Origin of the sequence: Delftia sp. WSY_16 (assembly GCF_043104415.1) — a bacterium.
Lineage (GTDB): Bacteria > Pseudomonadota > Gammaproteobacteria > Burkholderiales > Burkholderiaceae_C > Comamonas > Comamonas tsuruhatensis.
The window spans coordinates 67,038-86,911 of record NZ_JBICKS010000015.1 but is presented as its reverse complement, the minus strand read 5'-3'; the positions used below and the strand labels follow the sequence as shown (position 1 = coordinate 86,911).

Below are 19,874 nucleotides of genomic sequence, written 5' to 3'. Positions count from 1 at the left end.
TTCTGACTGAGTGAAAACCATGCCGCGTCCCATTCTTGCCACCATCCATTCCGCCGCGCTTCGCCACAATCTGGAGCGGGTGCGGCAAGCGGTCCCCGATGCCAAATTGTGGGCCGTGGTCAAAGCCAACGCCTATGGCCACGGTATCGAAAACGTGTTCGAGGCCCTGCGCGGCGCCGACGGCTTCGCCATGCTGGACCTGGCCGAGGCCGAGCGCGTGCGCCAGCTGGGCTGGCGCGGCCCCATCCTGCTGCTGGAGGGCGTGTTCGAGCCGCGCGACCTGGAGCTTTGCTCGCGCCTGTCCATCTGGCATGCCGTGCATTGCGACGCCCAGATCGACTGGCTGGCCGCGCACAAGACGCAGAACGGCCACCGCGTCTTCCTCAAGATGAACTCCGGCATGAACCGCCTTGGCTTCACGCCCGAGCGCTTTCGCGCGGCCTGGGCCCGGCTCAATGCCTTGCCCCAGGTGGAGGAAATCTCGTTCATGACCCACTTCAGCGATGCCGACGCAGGCGCTGGCCAGTCGGGCATCTCCGCGCAGCTGCAGCGCTTTCACGACGCCACGTGCGACCTGCCCGGCGAGCGCAGCGTGGGCAACAGTGCCGCCACGCTGCGCCATGGCGACGATGCCCAGGTGCGCTGCGACTGGGTGCGGCCCGGCATCGTGCTGTACGGCAGCTCGCCCGACTATCCGCAGCACACGGCGGCCCATTGGGGCCTGCAGCCCACGCAGACCCTGAGCTCGCGCATCATCGGCGTGCAGCAGCTGGCTGCGGGGCAGAGCGTGGGCTATGGATCGCGCTTCACGGCCGAAGCTCCCGTGCGCCTGGGCACCGTGGCCTGCGGCTATGCCGACGGCTATCCGCGCCACTGCGGCACCGGCACGCCCGTGCTGGTCGACGGCGTGCGCACCCGCACCCTGGGCCGCGTGAGCATGGACATGCTGGCCGTGGACCTGACGCCCGTGCCCGATGCCGGCATGGGCAGCGAAGTCACGCTGTGGGGCCGCGCCGGCAACGGCGCCGTGCTGCCCATCGACGAGGTGGCCGAGGCGGCCGGCACGCTGGGCTATGAACTCATGTGCGCCGTCGCGCCGCGCGTGAACAAGGCCGTCGATTGATCAGGGCGCGGCCTGGACGCTGTCCCTGGCCCGCTCCAGCAGCGCCATCATCTGCTGTTGCGCGGCAGGCTCCCAATCCTTGAGCAGCCGCGCCGCCAGCGCCTGGCGCGACTGGCGCAGCCGGTCGAACAGGGCCTGGCCCTGGGGGCTGAGGCTCAGGCAGCGCACGCGGCGGTCGCGGGCGTCCGGTTCGCGGTCCAGCCATCCCTGCTCCTGCAGCTGCGCCAGCATGCGCGCGAGCTGGGCCTTGTCCATGTGGCTGTGGTCGACCAGATCCCTTTGCGTGCGGCCCGGGTGCCGGCCCACGTACATCAGCACGCGCACCTCGTTGGGCGTCAGCCCGGGCTCCATGGACTCCATGTCCTCGCGCATGCGCGAGCGGAACAGGTGCAGCAGCTCGTGCATGGCCTCGAAGATATCGGCGGGCAGGGAGGCATTCATGGCAGGGTCTTGTGGAAATATGTTGACAAAGTCAACGGATGACAGAGAATTGGTGGACTAAATCAACATTCTAGGCCGTCACAGGCCGTTTCGCCAATGAACTTGCCCAATCCAGCCAACTCTGCCGTGGCGCCTGCCCCCGTCGTCCACCGTGTCCGCCATCCGTTCCGCGCCCGCCATGTGCAATTGCTCTCGCGCGAGCAGCCCAGCCCCGGCTTTGTGCGCCTGACCCTGGGCGGACCCGAGCTGGAGGACTTCGTGAGCGCCGGTTTTGACGACCACGTCAAGCTCATCCTGCCGCAGGCCGGGCGCGAACTGCCCGCGCTTCCCGTGCTGCTCGATGGCCGCCCCACCTTCGTGGAGGACGAGCGCCCCACCTTGCGCGACTACACGCCGCTGCGCTACGACGCTGCGCGCCAGAACCTCATCATGGATTTCGCACTGCACGATGCAGGCCCCGCCACTGAATGGGCGCTGACCGCGCCCCTGGGCCAGTGGGTGGGCCTGGCCGGGCCGCGCGGCAGCCTGGTGATCTCGGCCAACCTGCCATGGCATTGGCTGTTCGGCGACGAGACCGCCATGCCCGCCATCGAGCGGCGCCTGGCCGAGCTGCCCGCCGGCAGCCGCGCCGTGGTGCGCGTGCAGCTGCGCAACCCTGCCGACCGCCGCCAGTGGAAGAGCACGGCCCAGCTGGACTGTGCCTGGGTCGAATCGCTGGCCGACGCCGTGCAGGCGCTGGAGCTTCCCCAGGACGACGACGGATATATCTGGGCGGCGGGCGAGCACAGCGCCATGGCCGAGCTGCGGCGCCTGCTGCTGGCCAAGGGCGCCGCGCCCAAGCGCATGCGCGTGGCCTCGTACTGGAAGCAGGGCCAGGCAGACCACCATGAAGACCTGAACGATCCCAGCTGACCTGCGTGGAGAAAAGCAAGAAAGGCACAGACGAAAAAAAGCCCACCGAAGTGGGCTTTTTTTCGTGGTGGTTGCGCGAGAAGGATTTGAACCTCCGACCTTTGGGTTATGAGCCCAACGAGCTACCAGACTGCTCCATCGCGCGGTAATTCCGCAGTAATTTCGTTTCACCGCATTTTGTGCAGCGAAGAAGGCAACTATAACCGATATCTCTTTGTCACGCAACTGCGTTAGACAACAGGCAGGCGGGCGGGGCGGCAGCCACCGCTCGGTATAGTGCCCAACCCATGGCCAAAGACAAAACCACGTTCATCTGCAATGCCTGCGGCGGCTCCAGCCCGCGCTGGCTGGGCAAGTGCCCGGCCTGCGGGGCCTGGAATTCGCTGATCGAGGCCGTTGCCGAGCCTGCGGGCGCGGGCAAGAACCGGCTCAGCCAGCCGCAGGGCTATGCGGGCCTGGCCAATGCCCAGGCCGTGATGCCGCTGTCGGCCATCGAGGCCCAGGACGTGGCGCGCACGCCCAGCGGCATCGAGGAGCTGGACCGCGTGCTGGGCGGCGGCATTGTCGAAGGCGGCGTGGTGCTGATTGGTGGCGACCCCGGCATCGGCAAGTCCACCCTGCTGCTGCAGGCCATGGATGCGCTGCACCGCGTGGGCTTGCCCACGCTGTATGTCACGGGCGAGGAAAGCGGTGCCCAGGTCGCGCTGCGCTCGCGCCGCCTGGGGCTGGAGGCCAGCCAGGTCAATGTGCTGGCCGAGATCCAGCTGGAGAAGATCCTCGCCACCATGGAGGCCACGCAGCCGGCCGTGGTCGTCATCGACTCCATTCAGACCGTGTACTCGGACCAGCTGTCCTCGGCGCCGGGCTCGGTGGCCCAGGTGCGCGAATGCGCGGCCCACCTCACGCGCGCGGCCAAGACCACGGGCATCACCGTGATCCTGGTCGGCCATGTGACCAAGGAAGGCGCCCTGGCCGGCCCGCGCGTGCTGGAGCACATGGTGGACACCGTGCTCTACTTCGAGGGCGACACGCACAGCAACTTCCGCCTGGTGCGCGCCATCAAGAACCGCTTTGGTGCCGTCAACGAGATCGGCGTCTTCGCCATGACGGAGAAGGGCCTCAAGGGCGTCACCAACCCCAGCGCCATCTTCCTGTCCCAGCACAGCGAGCCGGTGCCGGGCTCCTGCGTGCTGGTCACGCTGGAGGGCACGCGGCCCATGCTGGTGGAAATACAGGCCCTGGTCGACCAGGGCGGCCCCGCGCCCCGGCGCCTGTCCGTGGGCCTGGACCGGGACCGGCTGGCCATGCTGCTGGCCGTGCTCAGCCGCCATGCGGGCGTGGCCTGCGCGGACCAGGATGTCTTCGTCAACGCCGTGGGCGGCGTACGCATCAGCGAGCCTGCGGCCGACCTGGCCGTCATGCTGTCCATCACCTCCAGCCTGCGCGGCCGCGCCCTGCCCAAGGGATTCCTGGCCTTTGGCGAAGTGGGCCTGGCCGGCGAAGTGCGCCCCGCGCCGCGCGGCCAGGAGCGCCTGAAGGAAGCCGCCAAGCTCGGCTTCACCATGGCCGTGGTGCCCAAGGCCAATGCGCCCAAGAAGGCCATTCCCGGCCTGACCGTGCATGCCGTGGAGCGCGTGGACGAAGCCATGAACATCGTCCGAGGGATGGGCTGAGGCACTGCCTTGCCGAGCGCATTGCGGGGGCATACGCACTGTCCGCAGCGGTCCTGCGGCACCTCCATAAGACAATCGGCGCCATGAATTTGCGCAATATCCTGATTCCCCTGGGTCTGCTCGTACTGCTGGTGGCTGCGCACCAGTCCTATGGCTGGATGGGCGTGGTTGCCGTGGGCGGCGGCATCATGATGTGGCTGCTGCTGCATTTCACGCGGCTGATGTCCATCATGAAGAAGGCCTCGGACCGTCCCATGGGCTATGTGGGCAGCGCCGTGATGCTCAACGTCAAGCTCAAGCCCAAGGTCTCGCTGATGCACGTGGTGGCCATGACGCGCTCCCTGGGCGAGCGCCTGTCCGAAGACGGCCAGCATCCCGAGATCTACCGCTGGACCGACGGCACGCAATCCCATGTGACCTGCGAGTTCATGCATGGCCGGCTCGTGAAGTGGACCCTGGTGCGCCCCACGCCCGAACCCGAACCGCAACCCGAGACGACGGCGGCGGCCCCCGAGGCAGCCCCCGCGCCCTAAAATAGCGGGTTGGTGTTCTGTTCAATACCCCCAAGGATGTTTCTATGAGCCCCGTTGTTCCCTCGATGGCCGATCGTGACGGCAAGATCTGGATGGATGGACAGCTGGTGGACTGGCGCGATGCCAAGATCCACGTGCTGACCCACACGCTGCACTACGGCTGCGGCGCATTCGAGGGCGTTCGGGCCTACAAGACCGAACAGGGGCCGGCCATCTTCCGCCTGGAAGACCACACCAAGCGACTGTTCAACAGCGCCAAGATCCTGCGCATGCAGATCCCGTTCACCCAGGAAGCGGTGAACCAGGCCCAGGTGGAGGTCGTGCGTGCCAACAAGCTGGAATCGTGCTACCTGCGCCCGCTGACCTGGATCGGCGACCGCAAGCTGGGCGTCTCGCCCAAGGGCAACACCATCCACCTGATGGTGGCTGCCTGGGCCTGGGGCGCCTACCTGGGCGAGGAAGGCATGCAGCGCGGCATCCGCGTCAAGATCTCCAGCTTCACGCGCCACCACGTGAACATCACCATGAGCCAGGCCAAGGCGGTGAGCAACTACACCAACTCCATCCTGGCCAACACCGAGGCGCTGGACGACGGCTACGACGAGGCCATCCTGCTGGACGCCTCGGGCTTCGTCTCCGAAGGCTCGGGCGAGAACATCTTCGTCATCAAGGACGGCGTGGTCTACACGCCCGACCTGTCGGCCGGCGCGCTCAACGGCATCACGCGCAATACCGTGATGCACATCTGCAAGGACCTCGGCCTGGAGGTGGTGCAAAAGCGCATCACGCGCGACGAGCTGTACATCGCCGATGAAGTCTTCTTCACCGGCACGGCCGCCGAAGTCACGCCCATCCGCGAGGTGGACCGCATCGAGATCGGCGCGGGCAGCCGCGGCCCCCTGACCGAAAAGATCCAGCAGGCCTTCTTTGACATCGTCAACGGACGCAACCCCAAGTACGCCCATTGGCTGACTCGGGTCTGAGAAAAATGACCCCCACGCTACCCTTGCTTTGCAAGGTCCACTGCCCCCCGAGGGGGTGCTTTTCATCTTGGGGCGGCCCGGCGATGAAAATGACAGATACCCACGAAAGAGATAAGCAAGCATGACAACGAATGCCACCGTCGAACTGGCGGCCAAGGACCTCAACGCCCAGGGCGGCGTGTTCTGCCCCAGCCCCAAGGCCGACATGAAGCTGTGGAACAGCCATCCCAAGGTCTACCTGGACGTGGCCCACACCGGCGAAGCCAAGTGCCCCTACTGCGGCACGCTGTACCGCCTGAAGGCCGGCGAAGTCTTCGCAGGCGGGCATTGAGCAAAGCGGGCCTCGGCCCGCTTTGCGTGTCTCAGCGCGCCGAAAGCGCGCGGCTCCAGATGCTGTCTGGCGCAGCACCTCCGTGCAAAGCCAGCATGTCCGTGAAATGGCGCCGTTCCCCGCCGCGCAGCTTGACGATGGGCGCCGCCACCTGCGGCGCCTTCGCCAGGCACAGCTGGGGGTAGAGCAGGTACCACTTCCAGCGCAGGGCGCGGTGGTAGAAGAAGGCAGTGTCCTCGGCCTTGAACAGCGTGAGCCGGGCATCGGGCAGCCGGCGCATCACCTGCTGGGCCGTCACATGGATCAGAAGGTAATTTGGATCGGGGATGCCCTGCAGCACCTCGGCGGCGTCGGGCCGCGACTGCAGGCGCTGCAGGTAGGCCGCAGGGCCCTCCACGATCAGCGCCTGGTGAAACTCCTTTTGCCATTCCGATACAAAGCGCGAGCCGGCCGGAGCGCAGAATGACCAGCTTTCGATCACGGGGTAGCGCCTGTCCCTGGTGAAGCCCTCAAGGTAGAAGCCGGTCAGCTCGGCGGCGCCTGCGCCGGCGCCCATCCAGTCCAGCGGCGCGGTCAGCAGCGTGGTGGCATCGAACCAGTAGCCGCCGTGGTGCGCCACCAGATACAGGCGCAGCCAGTCCGATTGCTTGGTGGGGTGGAGTTCGGCAAACGCCGCGGGAAGGTCGCCGCAGGCCACGTACTGGCCCAGGCTCTCTGGTGTCACGACGATGACCTGGTGATCCGGGCATTGCCGCCGCCAGCTGTCCACGCACTGCTGGACGAAAGGGTCCAGGCCGGACTGGTTCCAGTACGTCCAGATCGTCTTCGGGATGTCCGCTGCAAGACCATCGGCTGCCGGGGGCGATGGGGGCAGCTGCAAGGGCGCGGGCATGGTGTAATCTGCGCCGATTTTGGAAGGGGCTGCCCAGCGATGGAGCAGCCTGAATAAGACCGCAGGAATTTTTTTCATAGCGGATGGAAAGCGGAATGCCCGCATTTTGGGGCAGAAAGTCGCGGTCTTGATGAGATTTGACAAGTCGAAGCTGCCAGGGCTCCTCACGACCCTGGCCGCTGTTCTGGTGCCCGGACTGGCCTTGTGGCTGCGTTCGGGCTATTCCTATGGCGCGGGCCTCATGGCCCTGGGCGCCCTGTGTTTTCTGCCCCGCTGGGTCCGGTACAGGCAGTCGCCTGGCACCTGGCTGCTGGTGGCACTGTTCATGGGCATGGCGGTGATGTGGTACCACCTGTCCGTGCTGGACGGGGGCACCGGTCAGTTCGACCGCCCCGTGAAATTCATCCTGGGCGCGGTCAGCCTGCTGTTCGCCATGTGCTACCCGCCCACGGCGCGGATCTTCCTGTGGGGCATACCGCTGGGCAGCGCAGGCGCGGGCTTCATGGCCCTGTGGCAGGTCTGCGTGCTGGGCATGGAGCGGGCCACGGGCTACACCAATGCCATCCAGTGGGGCAACATGGCCTTGCTGCTGGGCTGCTTCTCCTGCATCTATGCCATGTCCTTCTGGCACCAGCGCTCCCTGCTGTGGCGCCTGCTGGTGCTGGCGGCCGCTGCAATGGGTGCGCTGGCTTCGCTGCTGTCGGGCTCGCGGGGGGGCTGGCTGGCGCTGCTGCCGATGTTCCTCATGCTGATGGTGCTGGTGCGCATGTACCGCCCGCAGTACTTCGGGCGCCTGTTGCTGGGCTGCGCTGCAATCGTGGTGGCGCTGGCCACCGTGATGGCCTTCATACCCCGCGTCAGCGAGCGCGTCGACGAGGTCTACCTGGATGTGAGCAACTACCTTCATGCCGGCAACTCCGACACCTCGCTGGGCACCCGGCTGGAGCAGTACCGGCTGGCCGTGCAGATGATCGGCGAGAAGCCCCTGCTGGGCTGGGGCATGCAGGGCTATGTGGACGAGATGCACCGGCGCGTGGACGCGGGTGACTATGGACGCTCCATCCGCGAATACAACTTCATCCACAACGACTTCCTGGACATCTGGGTCAAGCTCGGCGTGCCGGGCGTGCTGCTGCAGGCGGCACTGTTCATCTCGCTGCTGTGGCTGTTCTGGCCCTCGCGGCGGCGCATGGCGCTGTGGCCTGCGGACAGCACCCCCTGGCGCGAGGCCCTGCTGCTGCGTATCCTGGGCAGTCTGATGCCAGCCATGTACCTGGCGTTCGGCATGTCACAGCAATTTTTCGTGCACAACAGCGGCATCGTCTTCTTCGTCTTCCTCGTGGTGGCCCTGTGGTCATCGCTGCATGGCCTGGAAAGGGCCAGCGGAGCCGTGCGGTGACGGACCGCGCCACCACGGCCCGGCCCCGGGTGCTGCACTTCGTGACGGGCGGCTTCTCGGGTGCCACCCAGGTGGCGGTGGACCTGGTGTCGGCGCACCGCGCGTCGGGCCGCTTCGACGCCCGGCTGGTGCTGCGGCGCAAGCGCAATACCTCCGATGAACGCGTGCAGAAGCTGCGCGACGGCGGCATCGATGTCGACGTGGTCGCCGGCTGGTCCCATGCCGCCACCGTCTGGCAGCTGCGCCGCATCTGCCTGGACTTCCGGCCGGACATCGTCGTCGCCCATGGGTTCAGCGACCACCTGTGGGGCCGATTTGCCGCGCTGTGGGCCGGCGTGCCCTGCCTGGTGCATGTGGAACACAACTCGCGCGAGCGCTACACGCGCTGGCGGCTGGCGCAGGCCCTGTGGCTGACCGAGCGCACGGCCGCCATCGTCGGCTGCTCCGAAGGCGTGCGCCAGAGCCTGCAGGACCGTGGATTTCCTGCGGCCAAGCTCATGGCCATCAGCAACGGCATCCGGCCCGAGCCCTATCTGCAGGAGCCGCCCCCCTTGCTGCAGCGCCGCCCGGACATCGTCATGGCCGCGCGCTTTGCGCGGCAAAAGGACCATGCCACCTTGCTGCGCGCGCTGGCCGTGCTGCGCCAGCGCGGCCTCAAGCCCACGCTGACCCTGGCCGGCGGCGGCAAGGCGCGCGCCCAGCAGGCGGCGCAGCGGCTCAGCGCCGAACTGGGCCTGCAGGACCAGGTGCAATTCATCGGCATGTGCAACGACGTGCCCGGCCTGCTGCGCGCGCACCGCGTCTGCGTGCTGTCCACGCACTACGAGGGCATGCCCCTGTCCCTGCTGGAGGGCATGGCGGCGGGCTGCGTGGTGGTGGGCAGCCGCGTGGTGGGCGTGCAGGAAGTGGTGCGGCCCGGCGACAACGGCCTGCTGGCCGCACACGCCGACCCTGAATCGCTGGCCGACGCCCTGCAGCAGGCGCTGCAGGATGACGAGGCCGCCGTGCGCATGGCCGCCACCGCGCGGCAGGAAGCCCTGTCGCACTACAGCCTGCAGCGCATGACCGGCCAGTACGAAGACCTGTTCGCCCGCCTGCTGCAGGGGGAGCGTCCGTGACCTGGCTCAGCATCCTGGTGCCCGTCTACAACGTGCTGCCCTACCTGGAGGAATGCCTGCAGTCCGTCATGGACCAGGCCGATGCCGGCGTGCAGGTGCTGGTGCTGGACGACTGCTCCACCGATGGCTCCTGGGCCCTGATGCAGCAGCTGGACCAGCGCTGGCCCGGCCGCCTGCAGCTCATGCAGCATGAGCGCAACGCCGGCCTGAGCGCGGCGCGCAACACCATGATCGATGCGGCCACGGGCGACTACCTGTGGTTTTTGGACTCCGACGACAAGCTGCTGCCCGGCGCGATTGCCGGGCTGTCGGCCATCGTGAAACAACATGCGCCCGATGCCGTGCTCTGCGACTTCTCCGTCTGGCGCGAGGCCCCGCGCCTCAAGCACCGCCTGCGCGGCGAGGCGCACCGGCACAGCTTCCAGGGCCCCACGCTGCAGCGCTCGCAGGACCGGGGCGCCCTGCTGGCCGGCCTGCTGCGCACGGGCCAGCTGCATGCCTGGTCCAAGATCTCGCGCCGCAGCCTGTGGGATGCCGGCCTGCGCTTTCCTGCAGGCCGCTATTTCGAAGACATGATGACCATGCCGCAGATGGCGCTGCGCTGCAGCAGCTTCTACTACCACCCCCAGCCCTGGGTGGCCTACCGGCAGCGTGCCAACTCCATCCTTGCCTCCATGACGCCTGCCAAGGCGGCAGACCAGTCCGCCGCCCTGTGGCCGCTGGCGCAGGCCGTGCAAGCCCTGCAAGATGATGCGCTGCGCAACGACGGGCGCCTGCAGTTCGCCTGGGCGCACCAGGCTGCGCGCAACCTCATCGGCGCCCTGCGCTTTCTCGACCGGCAGCGGGACATGCCGCCCGCGCAGCGGCAGGCGCTGGCGCAGCAGTTCCTGGCGGACTTCGGCCGCATCTCCCCGCTGTCCCTGCCGGCCCTGCGCCAGGCCTATCTGCGGCGCGGCTGGTGGCTGCGCGCATGGAAGCTGCGCAGCTGGGAGCGCCGCGCGCAGCAGCTGGGAACACCGGGAGCCCCTGCATGAGCGGCCTGAAACTGAAAACCCGGGGCGAGCTGTGGCTGGCGGCCGGCATGCGCCGCTTCTACGCCACCTTCGCACGCCGCCTGGAGAAGGGCCCCGCGCCCGACTTCCGCAGCCATGACATCGGGCCTGCGGCGCCCGTGCCGGTCTCCACGCCCATTCCCCGCATCATCTGGGCCTACTGGAATGGCGACTCGGTGCCGCTGCTCATACAGCGCTGCTTTGACAACTGGGCCCGCCTGAACCCCGGCTACAGCCTGCGCATCCTCAACGACGCGCAACTGCCGCAATACGTGCCGCAACTGCCCGGCAACCTGCAGCAGCTGCCCGTGGCCAAGCGCTCGGACTGGCTGCGCCTGGAATTGCTGCACCGCCACGGCGGCATCTGGCTGGACGCCAGCACCATCCTCACCGAGCCGCTGGACTGGCTGCTGGAGCAGCAGCAGCGCAGCGGCGCCGATCTCGTCGCCTACTACCTGGAGCGCTACACCCGCGACCTGCAGGTGCCCGTGGTCGAGAACTGGCTCATGGCCGCGCCCCCGGGCAGCGCCTTCATCGCGGCCCTGCACAAGGAATACGTGGAGCAGGTCCTGCCGCAGACGGGCGAGGCCTATATCGCCCAGCTCCAGCAGGCCGGCGATTACGAACAACTGCGCCAGGGCATCGACATGCCCGCCTACCTCAGTATGCACCTGGCCATGCAGCGCGTGCTGCGCGCCGGTGGCAGCTACCGCCTGCGGCTGGCCAAGGCCGAGGACGGCCCCTTCTTCCTGCACGTGCAGGGTAACTGGGGCCGCACCCCGCTCAAGATCCGCCTGATGTTCTCGCGCGCCGAACAGGCGCCCGTGCCGCTGATCAAGCTGCGCGCCCCCGACCGCAAGAAGCTGGACTTCTACCTGGAGCGCGGCCTCTACGTGCCCGGCAGCATCGCCGACCGCTATCTGCGGGGCTGATTCCCGCTCATCGCCTTCCATTGCGAGCCATAACCGGGCCGCGACGATGTGCCTGTGCCGATGCGCCATCATCGTGGCATTGCGTTTGAATGGGGGAGATGCATATGCACCAGGACTACGCCATCCTGAAGCGCCAGGACAATATCGATGCGTATTTCAAAGATATAGAGAAGATATACGTCTCCAATGGCTGGGGCAGCAGCTATCCGGAAGGCCTGCTTCGGCAGATGTTCAGTGCCTCCTACTACCTGCTGGCGACGACCACCGGCAGTGCTGTCGGCTTCCTGCGCGGCTTCACCGACGGCGCCATGGTCACGCACCTCAGTGAAATCGTCGTGGACCCCGGGCTGCAGCGGCGGGGTATCGGCAGGCTCCTCATGCAGAAATTCCTGCAGGATGTCGGCCACACCACCATTTATGCAGAGGCCCTCAATCCCCAGGCTGCCCTGCTTTTGGAGCAGCACGGCTTTGGTGAGAGCCGGGGTCTGAAGGTGTATTCAAGAAAGAGTGAGCGGGGCTGAATTCGGCAATCCAAAGGGCCCCGCATTCTCGCTTCCTGCCGTAGAGCCATCAGCCCATTGCCGTCTCATGCAGGTAATGCCACAGCACCCCTTGGCCCGCACGTTTGAGGATGACCACCGAGCGGCGCGAAGTCTCCACGCCGTCCAGGCGATGGGTTTCCAGGTAGCGCATGGCCAGGCCGGCCGCGTCCCGCCATATGGGCTGCATGTCGCAGACGCATATCTCCAGCCCTGGCCGCTGGCCGGCCGCGCGCCGGAACATCTGTTCCACATCGTCCAGGCCGACGAGTCTGCCCGTGGTGGTCACCATGCTGAACTCCGGGCTGAACTGCGGCATCAGCGCCTGCAGCGCGGCCTGTGCGCCCGCTGGTTGGGTGAAGACGGTGTGGATCAGCTCGTGCACCTGGTGGATGCTGCGTTCGGCGATGCCGATGTCAATGTCACGGTCGATGGGCTTGTTGTCTTGCATGGTGGTCCTCGGGGGTGTGCAGCGATCGCAGGTGCAGCAGGGGCACAAGCCCTGCCAGCGATGCGATCAGAAACGTCATGTGATAGGCCCGGCCTGCGTCCAGGCGGGTGGCGAGCATGTTGAAAACCATCAGGAAGAACGCAGCGCCCACGCTGAAGGCCATCTGCCGGTTGAGGTTCCAGATCACGCTGGCCTGCTGCGTCTGCCGGCCGTCGAAGTCCAGCAGGGCCGTCGTCTGCGCGGTATTGGCACCCAGGCCGCCGCCCAGGCCCATCAGCCCGTAGGCGGCCGCCAGCAGCCAGGTGCCGGCAGGGGCCGCCACGGCGGCCAGCGCCGCAATGCCCAGGCTGTGCAGCACCATGCTGGCGATGAACAGGGGCCGTGCGCCCGCGCGGTTGTACAGCCGGCCGCCCACCAGCATGGACACCAGGGCGCCGCCTGCGTAGACCATCATGAATCGGCCTGTGGCCTGCGCGCTCAGGTGCAGCATGTCCTGCAGGTAGAAGATGTTGAGCAGGTTCACGCCCGTGAACACGCCGGGAATGGCGTGGTAGACGGCCACCGACATGCGCAGGCGCGGGCTTTTGAGCAGTTGCAGTTCCACAATGGGGTGGGCCGTCTTGCGGGCATGGAGGGCATACAGCACCGTGAAGGCCAGGCCCGCCGCCATGCCCAGCCAGGCCAGCGCCAGGCCCTGGCCCTGGCCCGAGCCTTGGCCTGCGCCATAGAGCGACATGCCCAGCAGCCAGGCGGCCAGCGCGGCGCTGACCAGCACCAGGCCTTTGAGGTCGGGCCGCTGCCGGGCCGTGGCCGGTGCATCGCGCACCCACAGCCAGGCCAGGCCCGCTGCGGCCAGGGCCAGCGCAATATTGGAATGGAACACCCAGCGCCAGGAGCCGTGGTCCACGATCAGCCCGCCCAGCCAGGGCGAGAGGGCCGGTGCGATCAGCGCCACGGCCATGACCAGCGTGGAGACACGCGCGCGCTCCGGTCCCTGGAACCGATTGAAGGCCAGGGCCTGGCCCACGGGAATCACCAGGCCGCCCGCCATGCCCTGGATGAAGCGCCAGCCCACCAGCTGGCCGAAGCTGCCCGCCTCGCCGCAGGCCCAGGCGGCCAGGGCGAAGGCCAGCATGGAGCCCGCCATCAGCCCGCGCGCGCCCCAGCGGTCGGCCAGCCAGGGGGCAAGGGGAATGGCCAGCGTCAGTCCCAGCATGTAGGCATTGGCCACCCAGGCTCCGGCCGAGATGCCAACATGGAACTCGGCCGCAATCGTGGGCAGCGCGACGGCGGGCATGAAGATGTTGATGCAGTCGACGAAGAAACCCATCAGGAAAACGGTGGCCAGGCGGTATCGGTATGTCATCTTGCGCTTTCAGGAGGGGCAAGACTAAAGAGCGCGGGCGGCCACGTCGATGGGGCTATGCTGGACTCTTTGTTTGACTGGATTGAACAATGACCCCCGCAAGCCCGGCCATGCACACACTGCTCCACCGCGCGCAGACGTTTCTGGCAGTGGTGGATTTCGGCTCCTACACCAGGGCGGCGGACTTCCTGGGCATCAGCAAGGCCATGGCCAGCCTGCACGTGAAATCGCTGGAAGAGGCGCTGTCGGTGGCCCTGCTGGTGCGCAACACCCGCAGCATCGCCCTGACGGAAACCGGGCGGGAGTTCTACGACGAGTTCAAGGGCATCGTCCGCGACGTGGGCAGCGCCTTCGACAACGCCATGCACAGCGGCAACCGCATCGCGGGCCGGCTGCGCATCAGCACCACCAGCGAATACGGGGAGAAGTACATTCTTCCGCTGATCCCGGCCTTCCTGGAGCGCTACCCGGGCATCTCGGTGGCCTATGACGTCAACTCTTCACTGAGCGACCTGGTGGCCGAAAAGCTGGACCTGGTCGTGCGCCTGGGCCACCTGGCGGACTCCAGCTTCAAAAGCCGCAGGCTGGCCGGCTACGACATCGTGCTGGTGGCCTCGGCCGCCTTCCTGCGCAGCCATCCCGTGCGCAGGCCCGAAGACCTGGCGGACCTGCCCTGGATTGCCAACAGCAACCTCGCCCATCCCACGGCCTGGACGCTGCGCACTGCCGGCGGCCAGGGTGTGGACGTGGTGGGCCGGGCGGCCCACCAATCCAACTCCTCCACCGCCATCCGCGCCCTGGCCCGGTCCTCGCTGGGCGTGGCCGTGCTGCCTGCGTGGTTTGTGGAGGACGACCTGGCCGGCGGCGTGCTGCAGCGCGTGCTGCCGGACCACGCCCTGCCGCCCCAGCCCATCAGCGTGGTCTTTCCCGACAGCAGCCACCTGCCGCGCAAGACCCGCGTGTTCATCGACTTCCTGTGCGAGCACCTGGGCCGGGATTGAGGGTGCGGCTGGCCGGCCCGCCCCGCCCCCGTTAAACTGGCCGCAAGCCGAAAGGCCCGGTGCGTAGAAACACCTTCCGTGAGGTTGCAGCCCCCACCTTAAAGCGGGGCTTTGTCATGCCTTATCTCGTCGGATTGGCGCATTTGCTTGCGCCTGTCCGCATGGTTTCGGGCGTGGTGGGGGCTATCCGCAAGGACGCCCGCACGGCTACGGACGTGTTTCTAACCACCACGCCCACCTGTTGTGCGTAGAAACTCAACCGGTGGTTTTCTGTGATCTCGTAGGAAAACAGACCATGACCCTCCCCATCCTTGCCAGCCCCAGCGCTGCGCTTGCCCCTTCCAGCCCTCTTCTCTACCAGGAGGGCTGACCCCATGACATCCCGCAAAAACACTGCCGGCGCGGCAGTGCAGGCGCAGCCGTTGCCGAAGCGATCACAAGCCGCAAAGACTTCCGACTGGCCCAGCGCGTGGCAGGCCATGCATGTCTGTCTGGTCGTCATCGAGGGGCGGCTGGTCACCCTGGCCGAGGTCTGTGGCAAAAAGCCCGACCGCAAGGCCCGCCAGTTCGACGTGGAATGCGCGGTGGAGCTGGCGCTGGCGCACATACGCCGCATGCGCGCCGACCCGCCGGACAGCCACCAGGCGTTCGAGCAGCAGTGGCACCTGGCGTCCTGCGCCATCGAGCTGGCCGATGGCGCCTACCGCTTCCCCCGCTCGCGCTACGGCCGCCTGCTCAAGCGCACCCGCTGGCATTTCGACCTGCTCAGGGATCTGGTGGAACGTGTGGAGTGGCAGCACCGGCGCGGCTGAGCCGCAGGCGGCAGCTCAGGCCAGCGGCAGCCGCAGCACGAAGCAGGCGCCCGGCTGGCCGTCGGCGCGGCCTTCGCAGTGCACGCTGCCGCCGTGGCGCTGGGCGATGGAGCGCACCAGGGCCAGGCCCAGGCCCACGCCGCCCGAGCGCTCGCTGGCGCCGGGCAGGCGAAAGAACTTCTCGAAGATGCGCTCGCGGTGGGCCGGCGCCACGCCGGGGCCATGGTCGCAGACGCGGATCTCGGCCATGGCGTCCTGGCGCGCCAGCTCCAGCGTGATGGCGCCCTGGCTGTAGCGGCGCGCGTTCTCCAGCAGGTTGCGCACGGCGCGGCGCAGCAGCTTGGAGATGCCGGGCACTTCCAGCGCGTCGGTGGACTGCAGGTCCAGGTCGGCATCCACGCGCGCGCATTCCTCGGCGGCCAGGCCGATCAGGTCCACGGGCTCGATCGTGCCCACGTCGCCTTCATAGGTCTCCAGCCGGCTGGCCAGCAGGATCTCGTCCACCAGTTGGTCCAGCTCGCTGATGTTGCGCTGGATCTCGGCGCGCGCGCGGGCGCTGGCCGGGTCGTCGCCCATGAATTCCAGGCCCATGCGGATGCGCGTCAGCGGCGAGCGCAGCTCGTGCGAGGCATTGGCCAGCAGCGATTTGTGCGAGGTCACCAGGGTCTCGATGCGCGCGGCGGCGGCGTTGAACTGGTGCGCCAGATCGGCCACCTCGTCGCTGCCGTGCTCGGGCACGCGCACCGACAGGTCGCCCTCGCCAAAGCGCTTGACGCCGCGCTGCAGGTTCTCCAGCCGCTTGAGCAGGCGGCGGATGATGGGGAACACGCCCACGGCCACGGCCACGCCCACCAGGCCCAGCAGCCACAGAAAGCCAAAGGGCGGGCGCAGCCAGAAGGCGGCGGCGCCGTCGTGCGGCGGGCGGTCACCGCGCGGCGGGCGCGGCGCCATGTGCAGCATGTAGGTCTGGCCGTCCGTGCCCTCGATCTCGAAGCGCAGCCCCTCCTCGGGCGAGCCGGGCAGGCGCCGCGCACGGCCCTGGGCGATCACGTTGCCCTGGCCGTCGCGCATGGCCACGTCGCGCGAGGGCGGCGAGCTGGCGCTTTGCACGTTCTGCGCGTTCTGCTCGGCCGCGATCTGCCAGGCCCATGCCACCGTCAGCGTGAGCACGGCCACGCCGCCGACCACGGCCAGCCAGATGCGCAGGTACAGGCGCTGGGAGAAGAGGGACAGCAGCTTCATTCGCTTGGCTAGTCTTGTTGCTTGGCGAAGACGTAGCCCACGCCGCGCACCGTCAGGATGCGCTTGGGCGCCTTGGGGTCGGCCTCGATGGCGGCGCGGATGCGGCCCATGTGCACGTCGATGGAGCGGTCGAAGGCCTCCAGCTCGCGGCCTCGCACGGCCTCCATGATCTGGTCGCGCGTGAGCACGCGGCCCGCGCGCTCGGCCAGCGTGACCAGCAGGTCGAACTGGTAGGAGGTCAGCTCGCAGGGCTGGCCCGCCACGGTGACGCTGCGCGCGTCGCGGTCGATCTCCAGGCTGCCGAAGCGCAGCGCCGTGGTCACCTGGGCGTTGGCTGTGCCCTCGCCGCCGCCGCGCCGGCGCAGGATGGCGCGGATGCGCGCCAGCAGCTCGCGCGGCTCGAAGGGCTTGGGCAGGTAGTCGTCGGCGCCGATCTCCAGGCCGATGATGCGGTCCATGGGATCGCCCTTGGCCGTGAGCATCAGCACCGGCACCTGGGCTGCGGGGCCGGGCAGGGCGCGGATGCGCCGGCAGACCTCCAGGCCGTCCATGTCGGGCAGCATGAGGTCGAGGATGACGAGGTCGGGCAGGTCGGCGCCGGCCACGCCGTCGGCGGGCTGCAGCTGCTCCAGGCCGCTGCGGGCATCGCCCATGTGCGTGACCTGCAGGCCGTTGTTGCCCAGGTAGTCACCCACCATCTGCGCGAGGCGGGTGTCGTCTTCGATCATCAGAAGATGGTGCGTACTCATGGAGGGCAGTGTATTCATGCTGGGGCCTGGCGTCGTATTGCGACGATGCTCGCAGCGCCCCGTCAGCCGCGCTTGTCGCTTGCGTAAAGTTCGGTAAAACAGCGCAGCCTGCGGCCAGCCGCTCAACTGCCGCGTTGCGTGGGCCGCACCGCATGCACGCGCGAGGCCAGCGCGATCAGCACCAGCACGGGCAGGCCCAGCAGGGCCGTGGCCTGGAAGAAGCTCACGTAGCCATGCGCATCGACAAAGGCGCCCGAGAAGCCGGCCAGCCACTTGGGCGCCAGCAGCATCATGGAGCTGAACAGCGCGTACTGCGTGGCCGAGTACTGCACATTGGTCAGCCCCGACAGGTAGGCGATGAAGGCCGCCGAGGCGATGCCGCCGGCCAGGTTGTCCGCGCTCACCACCCAGACCAGCGCATTCACGTCATGGCCGCGTGTGGCCAGCCAGGCGAACAGCAGGTTGGTGGCGGCCGACAGCGCGGCGCCCAGCATCAGCACGCGCATCACGCCCCAGCGCATGGCCAGCGCCCCGCCCAGGAAGGCGCCCGCCAGCGTCATGATCACGCCGTACACCTTGGTCACGGCGGCCACTTCGTCCTTGGTGAAGCCCATGTCCACGTAGAAGGGGTTTGCCATGATGCCCATGACCACGTCGCTGATGCGGTAGATGGCGATCAGGCCCAGCACCAGCAGCGCCTGCCAGCGGTAGCGGCCCAGGAAGTCGGCGAAGGGCTCGACCAGCGCGCCACGCAGCCACTCGGCCGCGTTGCGGGCAGGCGCCAGCGGGCGTGGCACCGGTTCCGGCGAGAGCAGCACGGTCAGCATGCCCACGGCCATGGAGGCGGCCATGGCCAGGTAGGCCACCTGCCAGGCACCGCTCTGGTAGCCCGCCGTGCCCGCCACCTCGGCGCGGGCGGCCAGCCACAGCACGCCGGCGCCGGCCCAGATCATGGCCAGCCGGTAGCCGGTCTGGTAGGTGGCGGCCAGCGCTGCCTGGCGCTCGGTGTCGGCCGATTCGATGCGGTAGGCGTCCAGCGCAATGTCCTGCGTGGCCGAGCCGAAGGCCACGGCCAGCGCGCACCACACCAGCGGCGTGAGCGAGACGCGCGGATCGTTGAATGCCATGCCGCACAGCCCGGCGACGATGAGCATCTGCGCGAACAGCAGCCAGCCGCGCCGCCGCCCCAGCCAGCGCGTGAGCAGCGGCAGCGGCATGCGGTCCACCAGCGGCGACCAGACCCACTTGAAGGCATAGGCCAGGCCCACCCAGCTCAGGTAGCCGATGGTGGTGCGGTCCACGCCGGCCTCGCGCAGCCAGAACGACAGCGTGCCCAGCACCAGCAGCAGCGGCAGGCCTGCCGAAAAACCCAGGGCCAGCATGCGCAGGCTGGCCGGCTCGGCATAGACGCGCAGGGTCTGGGCCCAGCTGCGGCGGGGCGCTTCAGTGGGGGTGGAAGGGGCGGAGGAGGTGGTGGTGGACGGCTCGGTCATGTTGGGCTGCGGCAGGCTGCGGCCATTATCGGGCCCATGGTGGCGCGGACTGGCGCGCGCTACCATCGCGGGCACAGGATGCCGCCATGGCCTACACCCTCTCTTCCCTCCACAGCGATGCCGCCGCGCAAGACGGCGCGGCCGATGCCACCGATACCGCCTTCGCGCCGCACAGCTCGGTGCGCAGCTACAGCGGCGAGCACCAGGCCCACGCCCACGGCCATGCGCAAATCCTCTATGCGCTGCAGGGCCGCATGGAGCTGGAAGTGGGCGGGCGCAGCGCCTTTGTGGACGCCGTCAGCGGCATGCTCATCCCCGCCGGCGTGGACCACGGCTACCTGGCGGCGCCGCGCTCGCGCGTGTTCGTCATCGATGCGCCCAGCGGCCCGGGGCTGGACCGGATGCGGCGCTTTTCCGTGCCACCGGCCCTGCGCGGCCGGGAGTCGGAAGGCCCGGCCACAGAGCAGCTGGCCCAGGTGCTGCAGGCGCCCGGCCTGCTGGCGCGCCGGGGGCTGGACCTGCAGCAACTGACCACGAGCGTACAGGCCGCATTGCACGAGGACTGGCCCACGGCCCGGCTGGCCGCCCTGTGCCATATGAGTGCCCAGCGCTTTCACGCACGCTTCGTGGAGCTGGCGGGCCAGCCGCCCCAGGCCTGGCTGCGCGGCCTGCGCCTGGATGCGGCCGAGCGCGGGCTGGCGCGGGGCCTGCCCCTGGAGGCCACGGCGCTGCGCTGCGGCTATGCCTCGGCCAGCGCGCTGGCCTATGCGCTGCGGCGCGACCGGGGCGTGACGGCGCGGCAGCTGCGCGGCTAGCCCGTTCACAGTCTTGC

The 19,874-nt window shown here is 68.3% G+C and carries 21 protein-coding genes and 1 tRNA gene; 14 read left to right on the top strand and 8 right to left on the bottom strand.

All coding sequences use genetic code 11. The features are described from left to right. Positions 1 to 19 precede the first annotated feature (19 nt). Positions 20 to 1,123 (top strand): alanine racemase, encoded by a 1,104-nt coding sequence (alr, locus tag ACF8O7_RS07610; RefSeq protein ID WP_047218852.1) that lies wholly within the window; start codon positions 20 to 22, stop codon positions 1,121 to 1,123. On the opposite strand, the gene ACF8O7_RS07605 is transcribed toward alr, so the two are convergent. Next, complete coding sequence (locus ACF8O7_RS07605; protein ID WP_016448589.1) at positions 1,124 to 1,564, bottom strand: MarR family winged helix-turn-helix transcriptional regulator; 441 nt, start codon at positions 1,562 to 1,564, stop codon at positions 1,124 to 1,126. A gap of 96 nt (positions 1,565 to 1,660) precedes the next feature. On the opposite strand from ACF8O7_RS07605, the gene ACF8O7_RS07600 reads away from it, so the two are divergent. Then, positions 1,661 to 2,476: a siderophore-interacting protein gene (locus ACF8O7_RS07600; RefSeq protein ID WP_017407487.1), complete on the top strand. Its 816-nt coding sequence runs from the start codon at positions 1,661 to 1,663 to the stop codon at positions 2,474 to 2,476. A 68-nt stretch (positions 2,477 to 2,544) separates the two neighbouring features. Here ACF8O7_RS07600 and ACF8O7_RS07595 read toward each other — a convergent pair. Then, positions 2,545 to 2,621, bottom strand: a tRNA-Met gene (locus ACF8O7_RS07595). A 142-nt stretch (positions 2,622 to 2,763) separates the two neighbouring features. Between ACF8O7_RS07595 and radA the strand changes: the two genes are divergently transcribed. The 4 genes from radA to ACF8O7_RS07575 all read left to right on the top strand — a co-directional run bounded on the left by radA (position 2,764) and on the right by ACF8O7_RS07575 (position 5,996). Beyond that, on the top strand, positions 2,764 to 4,149 hold the full coding sequence (radA, locus tag ACF8O7_RS07590; RefSeq protein WP_016448587.1) for a DNA repair protein RadA: 1,386 nt from the start codon (positions 2,764 to 2,766) through the stop codon (positions 4,147 to 4,149). 83 nt (positions 4,150 to 4,232) lie between these two features. Continuing rightward, complete coding sequence (locus ACF8O7_RS07585) at positions 4,233 to 4,682, top strand: glycerate kinase (protein WP_392442950.1); 450 nt, start codon at positions 4,233 to 4,235, stop codon at positions 4,680 to 4,682. A 44-nt stretch (positions 4,683 to 4,726) separates the two neighbouring features. Beyond that, positions 4,727 to 5,665: a branched-chain amino acid transaminase gene (locus tag ACF8O7_RS07580; RefSeq protein WP_016453623.1), complete on the top strand. Its 939-nt coding sequence runs from the start codon at positions 4,727 to 4,729 to the stop codon at positions 5,663 to 5,665. A 121-nt stretch (positions 5,666 to 5,786) separates the two neighbouring features. Beyond that, entirely contained in the window at positions 5,787 to 5,996 is a 210-nt protein-coding gene (locus ACF8O7_RS07575; protein ID WP_012202256.1) for a zinc-finger domain-containing protein, read from the top strand. A 31-nt stretch (positions 5,997 to 6,027) separates the two neighbouring features. Here the strand turns inward: ACF8O7_RS07575 and ACF8O7_RS07570 are convergent, their stop codons facing one another. Next, entirely contained in the window at positions 6,028 to 6,888 is an 861-nt protein-coding gene (locus ACF8O7_RS07570; RefSeq protein WP_016448584.1) for a capsular polysaccharide synthesis protein, read from the bottom strand. A gap of 130 nt (positions 6,889 to 7,018) precedes the next feature. Here ACF8O7_RS07570 and ACF8O7_RS07565 point away from each other — a divergent pair, with 130 nt between their 5' ends. The 5 genes from ACF8O7_RS07565 to ACF8O7_RS07545 all read left to right on the top strand — a co-directional run bounded on the left by ACF8O7_RS07565 (position 7,019) and on the right by ACF8O7_RS07545 (position 11,910). Continuing rightward, positions 7,019 to 8,287, top strand: a complete 1,269-nt coding sequence (locus ACF8O7_RS07565; RefSeq protein WP_047468084.1) for an O-antigen ligase — start codon at positions 7,019 to 7,021, stop codon at positions 8,285 to 8,287. Continuing rightward, complete coding sequence (locus ACF8O7_RS07560) at positions 8,284 to 9,405, top strand: glycosyltransferase (protein WP_074922569.1); 1,122 nt, start codon at positions 8,284 to 8,286, stop codon at positions 9,403 to 9,405. Before ACF8O7_RS07565 ends, ACF8O7_RS07560 begins: the two co-directional genes overlap by 4 nt. Then, positions 9,402 to 10,439 (top strand): glycosyltransferase family 2 protein, encoded by a 1,038-nt coding sequence (locus ACF8O7_RS07555; RefSeq protein ID WP_392442948.1) that lies wholly within the window; start codon positions 9,402 to 9,404, stop codon positions 10,437 to 10,439. The genes ACF8O7_RS07560 and ACF8O7_RS07555 overlap by 4 nt, the downstream gene beginning before the upstream one ends. After that, a complete protein-coding gene (locus tag ACF8O7_RS07550) occupies positions 10,436 to 11,389 on the top strand; it encodes a glycosyltransferase family 32 protein (RefSeq protein ID WP_392442947.1) in 954 nt (317 codons plus the stop codon). Before ACF8O7_RS07555 ends, ACF8O7_RS07550 begins: the two co-directional genes overlap by 4 nt. A gap of 104 nt (positions 11,390 to 11,493) precedes the next feature. Beyond that, positions 11,494 to 11,910: a GNAT family N-acetyltransferase gene (locus ACF8O7_RS07545; protein ID WP_034365713.1), complete on the top strand. Its 417-nt coding sequence runs from the start codon at positions 11,494 to 11,496 to the stop codon at positions 11,908 to 11,910. Between the two features lie 49 nt (positions 11,911 to 11,959). Here the strand turns inward: ACF8O7_RS07545 and ACF8O7_RS07540 are convergent, their stop codons facing one another. Both ACF8O7_RS07540 and ACF8O7_RS07535 read right to left on the bottom strand, forming a co-directional pair. Next, on the bottom strand, positions 11,960 to 12,379 hold the full coding sequence (locus ACF8O7_RS07540; RefSeq protein WP_392442944.1) for a DUF4440 domain-containing protein: 420 nt from the start codon (positions 12,377 to 12,379) through the stop codon (positions 11,960 to 11,962). Beyond that, positions 12,351 to 13,745 (bottom strand): MFS transporter, encoded by a 1,395-nt coding sequence (locus ACF8O7_RS07535; RefSeq protein ID WP_392442941.1) that lies wholly within the window; start codon positions 13,743 to 13,745, stop codon positions 12,351 to 12,353. Before ACF8O7_RS07535 ends, ACF8O7_RS07540 begins: the two co-directional genes overlap by 29 nt. Before the next feature lie 110 nt (positions 13,746 to 13,855). Between ACF8O7_RS07535 and ACF8O7_RS07530 the strand changes: the two genes are divergently transcribed. Both ACF8O7_RS07530 and ACF8O7_RS07525 read left to right on the top strand, forming a co-directional pair. Beyond that, entirely contained in the window at positions 13,856 to 14,746 is an 891-nt protein-coding gene (locus ACF8O7_RS07530) for a LysR family transcriptional regulator (RefSeq protein WP_373765300.1), read from the top strand. Positions 14,747 to 15,120: 374 nt separating this feature from the next. Continuing rightward, entirely contained in the window at positions 15,121 to 15,558 is a 438-nt protein-coding gene (locus ACF8O7_RS07525; RefSeq protein WP_230357338.1) for a hypothetical protein, read from the top strand. 15 nt (positions 15,559 to 15,573) lie between these two features. Here the strand turns inward: ACF8O7_RS07525 and ACF8O7_RS07520 are convergent, their stop codons facing one another. From ACF8O7_RS07520 to ACF8O7_RS07510, 3 genes are all read right to left on the bottom strand, one after another. Next, the gene (locus ACF8O7_RS07520) at positions 15,574 to 16,800 is read right to left on the bottom strand and encodes an ATP-binding protein (RefSeq protein ID WP_012202266.1); all 1,227 of its coding nucleotides are present in this window, start codon (positions 16,798 to 16,800) and stop codon (positions 15,574 to 15,576) included. Between the two features lie 8 nt (positions 16,801 to 16,808). Next, on the bottom strand, positions 16,809 to 17,567 hold the full coding sequence (locus tag ACF8O7_RS07515) for a response regulator transcription factor (RefSeq protein WP_047218841.1): 759 nt from the start codon (positions 17,565 to 17,567) through the stop codon (positions 16,809 to 16,811). 104 nt (positions 17,568 to 17,671) lie between these two features. Further along, on the bottom strand, positions 17,672 to 19,042 hold the full coding sequence (locus tag ACF8O7_RS07510; RefSeq protein WP_392442936.1) for an AmpG family muropeptide MFS transporter: 1,371 nt from the start codon (positions 19,040 to 19,042) through the stop codon (positions 17,672 to 17,674). An 86-nt stretch (positions 19,043 to 19,128) separates the two neighbouring features. Between ACF8O7_RS07510 and ACF8O7_RS07505 the strand changes: the two genes are divergently transcribed. Continuing rightward, positions 19,129 to 19,857 carry a helix-turn-helix domain-containing protein gene (locus ACF8O7_RS07505; protein WP_047326943.1) on the top strand — a complete coding sequence of 243 codons (729 nt, stop codon included), beginning with the start codon at positions 19,129 to 19,131 and terminating at the stop codon, positions 19,855 to 19,857. Positions 19,858 to 19,874: the final 17 nt, after the last annotated feature.